10 protein-coding genes are annotated in these 12,749 nt (G+C 71.7%); 3 read left to right on the top strand and 7 right to left on the bottom strand.

The window, feature by feature from the left end; translation table 11 throughout:
• Positions 1-5: 5 nt before the first annotated feature.
• The 6 genes from ABG085_RS12985 to hemE all read right to left on the bottom strand — a co-directional run bounded on the left by ABG085_RS12985 (position 6) and on the right by hemE (position 6,672).
• Positions 6-1,340: a glutamate-1-semialdehyde 2,1-aminomutase gene (locus tag ABG085_RS12985; protein ID WP_347976154.1), complete on the bottom strand. Its 1,335-nt coding sequence runs from the start codon at positions 1,338-1,340 to the stop codon at positions 6-8.
• Positions 1,337-2,323: a porphobilinogen synthase gene (gene hemB / locus ABG085_RS12980; RefSeq protein ID WP_347976153.1), complete on the bottom strand. Its 987-nt coding sequence runs from the start codon at positions 2,321-2,323 to the stop codon at positions 1,337-1,339. Before hemB ends, ABG085_RS12985 begins: the two co-directional genes overlap by 4 nt.
• Positions 2,320-3,252, bottom strand: a complete 933-nt coding sequence (gene hemC / locus ABG085_RS12975) for a hydroxymethylbilane synthase (RefSeq protein WP_347976152.1) — start codon at positions 3,250-3,252, stop codon at positions 2,320-2,322. The genes hemB and hemC overlap by 4 nt, the downstream gene beginning before the upstream one ends.
• Positions 3,249-3,932, bottom strand: a complete 684-nt coding sequence (hemQ, locus tag ABG085_RS12970; RefSeq protein WP_347976151.1) for a hydrogen peroxide-dependent heme synthase — start codon at positions 3,930-3,932, stop codon at positions 3,249-3,251. Before hemQ ends, hemC begins: the two co-directional genes overlap by 4 nt.
• A gap of 468 nt (positions 3,933-4,400) precedes the next feature.
• Entirely contained in the window at positions 4,401-5,621 is a 1,221-nt protein-coding gene (locus tag ABG085_RS12965) for an FAD-dependent oxidoreductase (RefSeq protein ID WP_347976150.1), read from the bottom strand.
• Positions 5,614-6,672 (bottom strand): uroporphyrinogen decarboxylase, encoded by a 1,059-nt coding sequence (hemE, locus tag ABG085_RS12960; RefSeq protein ID WP_347976149.1) that lies wholly within the window; start codon positions 6,670-6,672, stop codon positions 5,614-5,616. Before hemE ends, ABG085_RS12965 begins: the two co-directional genes overlap by 8 nt.
• A gap of 17 nt (positions 6,673-6,689) precedes the next feature.
• On the opposite strand from hemE, the gene ABG085_RS12955 reads away from it, so the two are divergent.
• From ABG085_RS12955 to ABG085_RS12945, 3 genes are all read left to right on the top strand, one after another.
• On the top strand, positions 6,690-7,940 hold the full coding sequence (locus ABG085_RS12955; RefSeq protein ID WP_347976148.1) for a glutamyl-tRNA reductase: 1,251 nt from the start codon (positions 6,690-6,692) through the stop codon (positions 7,938-7,940).
• 476 nt (positions 7,941-8,416) lie between these two features.
• Positions 8,417-9,748 carry a DUF222 domain-containing protein gene (locus tag ABG085_RS12950; protein ID WP_347976147.1) on the top strand — a complete coding sequence of 444 codons (1,332 nt, stop codon included), beginning with the start codon at positions 8,417-8,419 and terminating at the stop codon, positions 9,746-9,748.
• Between the two features lie 150 nt (positions 9,749-9,898).
• A complete protein-coding gene (locus ABG085_RS12945) occupies positions 9,899-10,729 on the top strand; it encodes a MerR family transcriptional regulator (protein WP_347976145.1) in 831 nt (276 codons plus the stop codon).
• Here the strand turns inward: ABG085_RS12945 and ABG085_RS12940 are convergent.
• Positions 10,681-12,591, bottom strand: coding sequence for a heavy metal translocating P-type ATPase (locus ABG085_RS12940; RefSeq protein WP_347976144.1), 1,911 nt, complete (start codon positions 12,589-12,591; stop codon positions 10,681-10,683). The two genes, ABG085_RS12945 and ABG085_RS12940, sit on opposite strands and share 49 nt — an antisense overlap.
• Between the last annotated feature and the right edge of the window lie 158 nt (positions 12,592-12,749).

The following is a 12,749-nucleotide window of genomic DNA, read 5'->3' as shown; positions in this document are numbered from 1 at the left end:
GTGGGTCAGCCGGGGCGTGCCTCGGCGGCGGCTCGTGCGGCGGCGGGGAGGGCATCGACGATGCGCGACACGGCGGCGTCGTCGTGCGCGGCCGAGACGAACCACGCCTCGAACACCGACGGCGGCAGCGAGACGCCCTGCGCGAGCATGGCGCGGAAGAAGGGCGGGTAGCGGTAGGCCTCCTGCGCTTTGACCGTGTCGTAGTCGACGGGCGGCTCGGCGGCGAACTGGATCGAGAACAGGTTGCCCGAGCGCTGCACGACGTGCGTCACACCGGCTTCGGTGAGGGCGGATGCCGCAGCATCCGCGATCGTCGTCGCGGCGGCGTCGATGCGGGCATAGGCGTCGGCGTCGAGGTGGTCGAGCGTGGTGCGCCCGGCCGCGACGGCGAGCGGGTTTCCGCTCAGCGTGCCGGCCTGGTACACCGGCCCGAGCGGCGCGAGCAGCTCCATCAGCGCCGCGGATCCGCCGAGTGCGGCGAGCGGGAGCCCGCCGCCGACGACCTTGCCGAACGTGATGAGGTCGGGGGCGAACGGCACCGGGTCGATGCCGTACCAGCCGGCGGGGCCGACGCGGAACCCCGTCAGCACCTCGTCGAGGATCAGCAGGGCGCCGTGCGCGTGGGCGATGTCGGTGATCTCGGCGTTGAAGCCGTGGGCGGGCGGCACGATGCCCATGTTCGCGGGGGCGGCCTCCACGATGATCGCCGCGATGTCGTCGCCGCGGGCGGCGAAGACCTCCCGCACGGCATCGAGGTCGTTGTAGGGGATCACCAGGGTCTGCGCGGCGATCGGGGCGGGAACGCCCGCCGAGCCCGGCATCGCGAGGGTCGCGACGCCCGAGCCCGCTTCGGCCAGGAGGCCGTCGGAGTGCCCGTGGTAGTGGCCGGCGAACTTCACGACCAGGTCTCGTCCGGTCGCGCCGCGCGCGAGGCGGATCGCCGTCATCGTCGCTTCGGTGCCGGTCGACACGAGGCGGACGCGCTCCACGGGGTGCGTCGCCGTTCCCCCCGGTTGCTGAGCCTGTCGAAGCACGCGGTCCGCGATCAGCTCCGCCAGCTCGGTCTCGCCGGGCGTACTCGCGCCGAAGCCGAGGCCGTGGGCGGCCGCATCCTGCACCGCCTTCACGACGGCGGGATGCGCATGCCCGAGGATCGCGGGACCCCATGAGCCGACGAGGTCGACGTACTCGCGCCCCTCGACGTCGGTGACGTACGGGCCAGAGGCCGCCACGAAGAAGCGGGGCGTCTCGTGCACCGAGCCGAACGCGCGCACCGGCGAGTTGACGCCACCCGGCATCGCGCCGCGGGCGCGGGCGAACTCCTGCTCGTTCGTCGTCATCGGATCCACTCCGCCAGCTCCATCGCCCAGTAGGTCAGCACGGCGTCGGCGCCGGCACGGCGGATGCCGATCACCGACTCCTCGATCGCACGGCGCCGGTCGATCCAGCCGTTCGCGGCGGCGCCCTCGATCATGGCGTACTCGCCCGACACCTGGTACGCCCACACCGGCACGGGGCTCACGGCCGCGGTGTCGGCGAGCACGTCGAGGTAGCTCATCGCGGGCTTCACCATGACGATGTCGGCGCCCTCGGCGATGTCGAGGTCGACCTCGAGTGCGCCCTCGCGCCGGTTCGCCGGGTCTTGCTGGTAGGTGCGACGGTCGCCCTCGAGCGAGGACTGCACCGCCTCGCGGAAGGGGCCGTAGAACGCCGACGCGTACTTGGCGGCGTAGCCCAGGATCGGGGTGTTCCCGAAGCCGGAGCCGTCGAGCGCATCGCGCACGGCGGCGACCTGGCCGTCCATCATGCCCGACAGGCCCAGCAGCTGCGAGCCGGCTTCGGCCTGGGCGACGCCCATGTCGCGGTAGCGCTCGAGCGTGGCGTCGTTGTCGACGTAGCCGTTCGCATCGAGCACGCCGCAGTGACCGTGGTCGGTGAACTCATCGAGGCAGAGGTCGGTCTGCACGACGAGCGCGTCGCCCGCCTCGGCGGCTGCGATGCGGGTCGCCACGTTCAGGATGCCGTCGGGATCGGTCGCACCGGAGCCCGTCGCGTCCTTGTGCTCGGGCACGCCGAACAGCATGATGCCGCCGATGCCGGCGGCCGCGGCATCCGTCACCGCCTTCTTCAGGCTCTCGGTTGTGTGTTGCACGACACCCGGCATGGACGAGATCGGCACGGGCTCGGTGGCGCCCTCCCGCACGAACATCGGCAGGATCAGCTCGGCCGGGTGCAGTCGCGTCTCGGCGACGAGGCGGCGCATCGCGGGGGTCGCGCGCAGGCGGCGGGGCCGGGCGGTGGCACCGGCGAGGTGGGGGGTCACGGGCGTTCTCCCGTCAGGCCGGCGGCGCCGGCGTCGAGCAGTTCACGGGCGACGGATGCCGCGACCTCGCGCGGCGGGTCGCCCTCGTCTTCGGGCCACGTGGTGGCGTGGGACGAGGTGAGAGCCGTCGCGCCGTCCAGGCTGTAGACGCGCGCCGACAGCAGGAGGAGTCCCGCGTCCACGACGGCGCGTGCGCCCACGGGTGCCGAGCAGCCGGCCTCGAGAAGGGCGAGTACTTCGCGCTCGGCCTCCACGGCGGCGCGCGTCTCGGCATGGTCGAGGGCGCGGACGAGATCCTCCTCGCCGCGGCGCACCTCTATCGCGAGGGCGCCCTGGCCCGGTGCCGTCGGCCAGGAGTCGGCGTCGAGGTAGTCGGTGACGACGTCGGTGCGTCCGATGCGGCGGAGCCCGGCGGCGGCGAGGATGACGGCATCCAACTCCCCGCTCGTGACCTTGCCGAGCCGCGTGTCGACGTTGCCGCGGATGTCGACGACCTCGAGATCGGGGCGGCGGGCGCGCAGCTGCGCCATGCGCCGGGGTGAGCCGGTGCCCACGCGCGCGCCGGCGGGGAGGGTGGCGAGCGTGAGTCCGTCGCGCGCGCAGAGCGCGTCGCGGGGGTCTTCCCGTGCCGGGATCGCGGCGATGACGAGCTGGTCGTGCGGCGCCGTCGGCAGGTCTTTGAGCGAGTGGACGATGACGTCGCACTGGCCCGCGAGCAGTGCGTCGCGCAGCGCACCCGTGAAGAGGCCCGTGCCGCCGGCGCGGGACAGCGGCTCCTTCGAGCGGTCGCCTTCGGTGGTGATCGTGACGAGTTCCGTGGTGACGCCGGTCGCGTCGGCGAGGTCGTCCGCCACCATGCCGGTCTGGGCGAGGGCCAGGGTGCTCCCGCGCGTGCCGATGCGCAGCGCGCTCCTGGATGAAGCGCTCACGCGAGCACCTCGGCGATCTCGTCGACGGTGATGCGGCGGCCGGTGTAGAACGGCACCTCTTCGCGGACATGGCGGCGCGCGTCGGTCTGGCGGAGGTCGCGCATCAGGTCGACCAGCTCCACGAGCTCGGGTGCCTCGAGCGCGAGGATCCACTCGTAGTCGCCGAGTGCGAACGACGCGACGGTGTTGCTCAGGACGCTGCGGTGCGCGGCCCCTTTGCGCCCGTGGTCGGCGAGCATCTGGCGACGCTCCTCGTCGGGCAGGATGTACCACTCGTACGACCGCACGAACGGATAGACGGTGAGCCAGGCCTCGGGATCCTTGTCGCGCATGAACGCGGGCAGGTGGCTGGCCGTGAACTCGGCGTCGCGGTGCACGCCCATCGCGTTCCACACCGGAACGAGCGACGTGAGCGGCTCGGCGCGGCGCAGCGTCCGCAGGGCGGACTGCAGCACCTCGGGGGCGACGCCGGTGCCGGTGAGCCAGATCATCAGGTCGGCGTCGGCACGCAGGCCCGAGACGTCGTAGAACCCCCGGACGGTGACGCCGGATGCCTCGACCTCGGCGACCGCGGCCGTCAGGTCGGTGACGGGTGAGGGGCCGGCCGTGGCGTTGCGCCGGAAGACCGCCCACAGGGTGTAGCCGAGGGTTTCAGGGGAGTTCGCCGCGACGTCGGTCATGCCTCCATCATTTCACTCCGCGCCCAGCGTGCTGCCCGCCGGCCGTTCTGCGCCCGAGCTTTGGGTCGGAGCAGTGCGTCGCAGGGCGGCCCGGGGTTGGTGGGCCCGGCGTCGGAGCCGGCGGCTCTTGGCGAATCGCCAAGAGTTGCGGGGCCGAGCAGTGATTCGTGGCGACTCGCCAGGATTCGGGGTGTGGTCTGTCGGCGCCCTCCCGGTGCGGACAAGGCGATTTTGGCGACTCGCCACTTGTGCAGGATTCGCGGTGAGTTCGTGGCGACTCGCCAGGATTGGGGGTGCGGCCTGCGCCCTCCCGTTGCCGAGAAGGCGATTTTGGCGAGTCGCCAATTTGTGCAGGATTCGCGGTGAGTTCCTGGCGACTCGCCAGGATGGGAGTGCGGTCTGCGCCCTCCCGTTGCCGAGAAGGCGATTTTGGCGAGTCGCCACGAAAGCGCCGGGGGACCCCTCCGCTCAGCGCGACAGCAGGTCGGCGGCGGTGCGCTCGGCGTGGGCGACGATGCCGGCGAGGCCCGACCCGGCGACCGTCTCGCCGACGACCGTCACCCCGCCCGACGGCACGGCGGCGGCGGGCCGCACCCACGACACGTGGGCCGCGTCCACCACGACGGGCAGCGGCACGCCGAGGAGCACCTCGGCATCGGCACGCGCCGCGGCGACCGGATCGGCGGGCGTCGCGTCGTACGACAGGCGCAGCACGTGCCGGCCCGCGGCGGCCTCGCGCACCCACGCCCACTTGGCGGTCGCGTGGGTGAGCGCGCGGGCGCCGACGGGTGCCCCGGCGGCGACGAGCAGTCCGGTGCCGCGGGGTGCGGCATCCAGTTCGTCCTGCTCCACCACGAGGGTGACGAGGTCGATGCGGCGGCCCGGCGCGGCGGTCGCCACCAGGGCGGGCGTCGCGACGATCACGATGCCGCCGACCGACTCCAGGTCGTCGATGCGGGTGCCGAGCCGGATGTCGCCGCCACGGCGGGCGAGATCCTCCGCGAGTGCGGGCACGATGCGGTTGACGCCGCCGCGAAGGCCGGCGACGGCGGACCCCGGGGGAGCGGCAGCCCGCAGTTGCGCGACGGCCGCCCCGAGCGAACCGGCGCTCGCAACGGCGTCGGCGAGTCCCGGATGTGCGCGGGCGACGGGCACGTCGTCGGGATGCTGCGAGTGCACGCCGTGCACCACCGGTGCGACCAGGCGGTCGAGGACCTCGTCGCCGAAGCGCTGTCGGACGAGGGCGCCGAGCGTGGGCGGCAGCGCTTCCACGGGGCGGGCGTCGAGCTCGACCGCACGCTCGGCGGCGGCGCGACCGACGACCCGCACGACATCGGGAGCGAGCGGATCGGACGGGATGCCGAGGAGCGCCGTTGCCGGCAGGGGCACTGCCTCGCCGGTCACGGGCAGCAGCCACGCCGGGCCCGGAGCGGGCGCGACGATGTCGTCGGCGAGTCCGAGCTCGGAGAGTAGGGCTGCGACGACCCCGCCGCGGACGGCGAAGCTCTCGGCGCCGGCGTCCAGGGCGAGCCCGCCCACCTCGTGCCGCGCGACGGTTCCGCCGAGGCGATCGGATGCCTCGAACAGCGTCACGGCCGCGCCCGACGCCGCGAGCCGGCGCGCGACCACGAGCCCTGCGACGCCGCCGCCGACGACGGTGAAGCGACTGCTCGCGCCGGACTCAGCCATGCGCGTGGACGAACTCCACGATGCGCGTGAGCACGGTCGGGTCGGTGTCGGGCGGAACGCCGTGGCCGAGGTTCAGCACATGCGCGCGGGCGGCGCGGCCGCGTTCGAGCACGTCGACGATGTGGGCCTCGAGAACCGGCCACGGGGCGCGGAGCAGTGCGGGGTCGATGTTGCCCTGCACCGACACGTCCGGGCCGAGGCGGCGCACGGCCTCGTCGAGGGGGAGGCGCCAGTCGACGCCGACGGTGTCGACCCCGACGTCGCGCATCGCGGCGAGCAGCTCGCCGGTGCCGACGCCGAAGTGCACGAGCGGCACGCCGAGCTCCCGCACCGGCTCGAGCGCCCGCGCCGAGAACGGCGCGACGTGCCGCGTGTAGTCGGCGAGGCTCAGCGAACCCGCCCACGAGTCGAAGAGCTGCCCGGCGGACGCTCCCGCCTCGATCTGGGCCGCAAGGAAGGCGCCGGTGATCTCGGCGCACCACGTCAGCAGCGCCGACCACGTCTCGGGGTCGGAGTGCATGAGCGCGCGGGTGCGCAGCTGCTCCTTCGACGGGCCGCCCTCCACGAGGTACGACGCGAGGGTGTACGGCGCGCCGGCGAAGCCGATGAGCGGCGTGGTGCCGAGTTCCGCGACGGTGAGCGCCACCGCTTCGCGGATCGGTGCGAGCGCTTCGGGGTCGAGCGGCGGCAGAGCCGCGACATCCGCCGCCGTCCTCACCGGGTTCTCGAGCACCGGCCCGCGGCCCGCGACGATGCGCACGTCGACGCCCGACAGACGCACCGGGATCACGATGTCGCTGAAGAAGATGCCCGCGTCGACGCCGTGGCGGCGCACCGGCTGCAGCGTGATCTCGCTGGCGAGCTCGGGGTTCAGGCAGGCGTCGAGCATGTCGGTGCCCACGCGCAGCTCGCGGTACTCGGGCAGAGATCGTCCCGCCTGGCGCATGAACCACACCGGCGTCCGGGTCGGACGATCACCCCGGTAGGCGCGTATCAGCGCGGGGGGATCGTTTCTCTGAAGGACGGAAGGGTGAGAGTCATGCAACGACACACGTTAAGATTAGGTCTGTGCTCCTCTGTCTGACCGCGAACCACCGGAACGCGAGTCTCGACATCCTGGAGCGTCTCTCTGTGGGAGCGCCCACGGCGACGCGCGCCCTCGTGGATGACGAGCTCTTCGTGTCCGGCGCCGTCGTGCTCGCCACGTGCAATCGGTTCGAGGCGTATCTCGACATCGACGAGCCGCTCACCGGCGGCGAGGCCGTCGCGGTCGAGTCGGTCGTCGAAGCCATGGCCGCGGCATCCGATGTTCCCGTCGATCTGCTGCGCGCGTCCGTCGCGGTGCACCAGGGAGCGGATGCCGCAGCCCACCTGTTCGCGGTCACCAGCGGCCTCGAGTCGATGGTCGTCGGCGAAGACGAGATCTCCGGCCAGGTGCGTCGCGCCCTCGACGCCGCGCGTGCCGACGGCATGACCAGCAGTGAGCTGGAGCGCCTGTTCCAGAAGGCGACGCACACCAGTCGTGGCGTGCGCAACCGCACCCAGCTGCGCGGCGCCCACCGCTCGCTCGTGCGCCTCGCCCTCGAGCTGGCCTCGAGCCGTGTCGCCGACTGGGCGGCCGCCCGTGTCGTACTCGTGGGCACCGGGCGCTACGCGGCCCGCACCGTCGACGCCCTGCGCGCTCGCGGTGCCGGTGACGTGCACGTGTTCTCGCCCTCGGGGCGGGCCGAGGGGTTCGCCGCGCAGCACGGACTCATCCCGGTGTCGGACTTCGCGGCGGCAGCGGCCGATGCTGATGTCGTCATCACCTGCACCGCCGACGCGGTCGTGCACGCCGATGCCTTCGTTCCGGGCCGGCGGGTGCTCGTGATCGATCTCGGGCTGCCCCGCAACGTCGACCCGGCCGTCGGCGCCGTGGCCGGTGTCGAGCTGCTCGACCTCGAGACGATCCGGCTGCACGCCCCGCTTCAGGAGCTCAACGCGCACGCCGACGCACGCGTCATCGTGGGGGATGCCGCGACCGAGTTCCACGCCGACCGCCTCGCGGGTCCCGCGATCACGGCGCTCCGCACCGACGTGCTGAAGACGCTCGACGCCGAGATCGCCCGCGCCCGCTCGCGCGGCGCCGGCGACGAGGTCGAGGCCGCGCTGCGCCACCTCGCCGGGGTGCTGCTGCACCAGCCGTCGGTGCGGATCCGCGAGCTCGCCGTCGAGGGCCGGATCGACGAGGCTCGCGCGGCACTCGAGCTGCTGCACGGTCTGTCGATCGACGCGCCCGGTGTGGTCGACGCCGACGACGACCTTTGGGAAACCGCCTAGGTCGCTGCGGTTCGGGGCGTTTCGTCTCGCTCGTTCCTCGCTCGGTCGGAGACCGGGGCGCAGGGGTGCAGTGATCTGGCGTTGGTCGGTGCGGTTGGGGGCCTTCGTCTCGCTCGTTCGTCGCTCGGTCGGTGACCGGGGCGAAGGGGACGCGGTTACCCGGCGTTAGTCCGGGGCGTTCGATATCGCTCGTTCCTCGCTCGTTCAACGACGGCGAGTGAGGATTGCCGGATTCGTGTGCGTGCAGCCGTAGCCGCCTTCGGTCAACGACACGGATGCCGCGGCCCGCAGTGGGCGCGGCATCCGGTCCTTCGCACCCTCAAGCGGGGCGCATTCGGCGAAGGTGTCGCTGATCTCCGTGTCGAGTGCATCCGCCGTGCTTCCCGCTGCGGTCGCGCGGTGTGAACCTGCGGGCCGGCGCAGGTCGTGCAGAAGAGATGATTGCGATCTTCGAACATATGTTCTAAACTCGAGATATGAGTCACCGTCCGCCGCATTCCGATCCCGAGCGGTTCGGGTGCGCTGACGACGGTGGTGACGCGTTCGTCCCAGCGGTACCGGACGCCGTGGACTTGGTGCTCGAGACCGCCACGATGCTCGCCGTGTTCGCCGCTGAGCGGCTGCGCAGGATCGAGGCGATGCGGCGTGAGGAGCTCGAGCTAATCGTGGGGAGAGGGGCGGGCGCCGTGGAGATGGCAGAGCGGTCGATCCGCCTCGAACTCTCCGCCGGAATGCGGATCACCGAGTACGCGGCCGGTCGCCTTCTTCTGCAGGCCGACGCTCTGGTCAACCGCTATCCGAGCGCGCTTGATGCGCTGTCGGGGGCACGGATCACCGAGAAGCACGCCGAGATCCTCGTCGACCTCGTCGATCAGGTCGCGCCCGAGCTGCGAGCCGACGTCGCCGACCGGGCCGTCGCGCTCGCCGAGGCTGAGCCGGTCGGAGCGTTCCGCCGCAGTCTTCGTGACCTCATCGCGCGGGCCGAGAGTAAGACGCTCGAGGAGCGTCACGCAGCGGCAGTCGATGGTCGGCGTGTCGTGGTCGAGTCCGGTGCAGACGGCATGGGTTTGCTGCTGCTGCACGGGCCGCAGGTCGAGCTGCACGCCATCTACGGTCGGGCGACCGCGATGGCCAAGGTGATCAAGGCTTCGCCCGGCGAGACGCGGACGCTCGATCAGATCCGCGCCGACATCGTCGCCGACCTTCTCATCGACGGCACGACCGAGCACCTTCCGGCCGCTGCGTCGGGCATCAGGGCCTCGGTCGTCGTGACCGTCCCGGTGCTGTCACTGCTCGACGACCAGGCTGCCGTGGCGGGTGACCCGCCCGTGGTCGAAGGGATCGGGCCGATCTCGCTGTCGCGGGCCAGGGAACTCTGCGGCGGCGACGCCAAGTGGATGCGCGTGCTGACCCATCCCGAGACTGCCATCGTGCTCTCCGTCGGTCGGGACCGGTATTCGCCGCCGGCCGCGTTGCAGAAGCTGGTGAAATGGCGAGCGGATCGGTGTATGGGTCCGGGTTGCGGGGTGCCGGCCTCCCGGTGCGAGGTCGACCATCAGATCAGATGGGCCGACCAGGGCGAGACCGCGCTCGAGAACAATGCTCCGTTGTGCAAGGGCCACCACCTGGTGAAAGACAACACCGACTGGGTCGTCACGCAGCTTCCGGGCTCCGGTGGTGCGCTCGAGTGGATCTCGCCCACCGGCCGGCGCTACGTGGTGCAGCCAGAACGGAAGGTTCCGGTCTTCCACAGCGCCCGCGCCCGCGCCAGCGCCAGCGCCGACGACGCGGGCAGCGCACCCTTCTGACCGAGCCGGCACCCGGCGGCGCGGCCCCGCGCCACGTCGGATCCGGCACGCTCTCTGGGACGCCGGAAAGGTCCCGAACGACGCCATGTCCGGCGACCTGTTCCTCGTCCTGGTCTTCTGGTTGACTCTCACACTGTGTCAGGGTCGAGCGTGGACTTCACCATGTACACCATCGGAGACTTCGCCGCGATCGGGCGGGTGAGCGTGCGGATGCTGCGTCACTACGACGCGATCGGCATCCTGCCTCCGGCGCACGTCGATGATCGCACCGGATACCGCCACTACGCCGACGCGCAGCTGGCCGACCTGCTGCGACTCGTCGAACTGCGCGAGCTCGGCTGCGGTCTCGATGTGATCGGCAGTGTCCTGTCGGCCGGCGATCGGTCCGCGGCGATGCGCGAGGCGCTGCTTCAGCGCCGCGCGCAGCTCGAGGCCTCGATCGCCGCCGATCAGGATCGGCTCGAGCAGATCGCCGAACGTCTCCGCGCCTTGGAAGGAAACGCCATGTCCGCTGTCGAATACCGTTCGATCGACCCCGTCACCGTCTACGCCGTCGAAGGGCGCGCACCCGGGATGGGGCCTGAGAACGTCTCACCCGTGATCGATCCCCTGCTGGAACGCCTCGAGCGTGCGCTCGGTGCCGCGGGCCGCCCTCTGCATGAGCCCGGCGTGTTCTGGTACGAGACCGTGCCCGATTCTGAGGAGCTCTCGGTGCACGTGAGCTTCACGGCCGACCCGGCACCCGTCCAGGGCGACGGGTACGACGTGGTCGAATTGCCTCGCATCCCGACCGCCGGCGTCCTCACGCACCGCGGAGACATGCCGAGCATCGGCAGGTCCTGGATGACACTCATGAACCAGGTCGTCGACGACGGCTACCGCATCGTCGGCCCCACGCGCGAGGTCTACCTGGAGGCAGCCCCCGAGCTTCCTCAGTCGGAGTGGGTCACCGAGCTCATCGTTCCCGTCGCGAAGGCCTGAGGCTCCGCCGGGCGAGGCAGACCGGTCGCCGGACCGGTGAGTGCGCGCAACGCGTAGAGGATCGTGGCGAGATCCACGGCCTCCTGGATCAACGCGCCCGCCACGGCCGGGATCACCCCGGTCGTGGCGATGAGCATCAGCCCGATGCTCAGGGCGATGCCGATCCAGATGGCCGTGTAGGCGATCCGCAGCGTGTGACGCCCGATCGACACCGCTTCGGCGACGCCGAGCAGCGAGTCCTTCAGCACGACGGCATCGGCTGCCTCGCCGGCCGCGGTGGAGCCCTTGGCCCCCATGGCGACACCGACGTCGGCGGCTGCGAGCACCGGCGCATCGTTGACGCCGTCGCCGACCATCAGTACCGGTCGTGGGCGGATCTGCCCCGCGAGATGAACCTTCTCGGGCGGCAGGAGCTCGGCGTACACGTCGGTGATCCCGACCGCGCCGGCGACGGCATCCGCTGTCCCTCGCGTATCTCCCGTGAGCATCGCGATGCGCTCGACGCCGTGATCGCGCAGCCACGCCACGACCGCGCGCGCCTCGGGCCGCGGGTCGTCGGCCAGCACCAGCACGCCGGCGAACCGCCCATCGATCGCGACGTAGGCCGCCGCCTCGCCCGACTCGATGCTCCGTCGCACGGTATCGGGCGCCAGCGACGCGACGTACGCCGGCTTGCCGACGACGATGGTGCGCCCATCGATCACAGCCGTCACGCCGTTGGTCGCCACTTCCTGAGCCTGTGAGGCGGTGCGCAACGGGATGCCGCGCCCCGACGCCGCACGACGGATGCCGTCGGCCAGCACATGGCTGGAGTACTGCTCCGCCGAGGCTGCGAGCGCGAGGAGCTCATCGGGAGCGAAGCCCTCGGCCGGCTCGATCGCCACGAGGTCGGGACGACCTTCGGTCAGCGTGCCGGTCTTGTCGAACGTCGCCGAACGGATGCGGGCGAGCTGCTCGATCACCGCACCGCCCTTGACGATCACGCCCGCCTTGGCCGCCCGCGACAGACCGCCGAGGAACGCCACGGGTGCGGCGATCAGCAGGGGACACGGCGTCGCGAGCACCAGCACCTCGGCGAAGCGCGTGGGATCTCCTGAGAGGCCCCACGCCGCACCGGCGATGACGAGCGACACCGCGGTGAACGGGATCGCGAACCGATCGGCCAGACGCACCGTCGGCGCGCGCTCCTCCTGCGCCTGCTTCACGAGCTCGACGATCTGCTGGTACTGACTGTCGGCGCTGCGCCGCACCGCACGGACCCGCACCGCGCGAGCTCCGTTGACCGAACCCGAGAGCACCTCGTCACCCGCGCGGCGGTCCACCGGCAGACTCTCGCCGGTGAGCGACGACTCATCGAAGGACGCATCCGCGCTCAGCAGCTCGGCGTCCACCGGAACGATCTCGGCGGGTCGCACCAGCAGCACATCGCCGACACGGACATCGTCGGCATCCGTGTCCTGCACCTCGTCGCTGTCCGACCGGGGATGCACGAGCACGTGTGCGATCCGCGGCGACCGGTCCAGCAGTGCGGTGAGCTCGCGCTTCGCGCGGCGACTCGCGTAGTCCTCGAGGGCCTCACCACCCGACAGCATCAGCACGATCACGAGCGAAGCGACATACTCTCCCACGGCGAGGGTGGCGACCATGGCGACGACCGCCAGGATGTCGAGCCCGATGTGCCCGCGCAGCACATCGCGGATCATGCCGACGAGCGTCCAGGCGATGACCCCGCCGACGTAGACGACGGCGACTCCGGCCGCTGTGGCCCCCGCACCCGCGCTCTCCAGGATCAGCACCCCTACCAGCACGACAACGGTGAGCCACACCACGGGGTACCGCATGAGCCAGCGGAGGAACCTCATGGCTCTCACTGTCGCATCGAACGCGTCAGCCGGCGACAGGGGGGAGCCGGAACATGCCGAGGAACGTCGTGGCCGTCACCGTCGCACCGAACGCGTCAGCCGGCTGGTTCGTGGGGGAGGAATGCGCCGAGGAATCTCGTCGCTCGCGCTTTCGCATC

The sequence above is a fragment of the Microbacterium sp. ProA8 genome, assembly GCF_039905635.1.
Lineage (GTDB): Bacteria > Actinomycetota > Actinomycetes > Actinomycetales > Microbacteriaceae > Microbacterium > Microbacterium chionoecetis.
The sequence above is the reverse complement of the archived record's forward strand: the minus strand, read 5'-3'. Positions and strand labels throughout refer to the sequence as shown.

Excerpts from the sequence above, each read along its gene's own strand:
- ABG085_RS12985 (WP_347976154.1), bottom strand. The coding sequence starts at position 1,340 with ATGACGACGAACGAGCAGGAGTTCGCCCGCGCCCGCGGCGCGATGCCG.
- hemQ (WP_347976151.1), bottom strand. The coding sequence starts at position 3,932 with ATGACCGACGTCGCGGCGAACTCCCCTGAAACCCTCGGCTACACCCTG.
- ABG085_RS12965 (WP_347976150.1), bottom strand. The coding sequence starts at position 5,621 with ATGGCTGAGTCCGGCGCGAGCAGTCGCTTCACCGTCGTCGGCGGCGGC.
- ABG085_RS12950 (WP_347976147.1), top strand. The coding sequence starts at position 8,417 with ATGAGTCACCGTCCGCCGCATTCCGATCCCGAGCGGTTCGGGTGCGCT.
- ABG085_RS12940 (WP_347976144.1), bottom strand. The coding sequence starts at position 12,591 with ATGAGGTTCCTCCGCTGGCTCATGCGGTACCCCGTGGTGTGGCTCACC.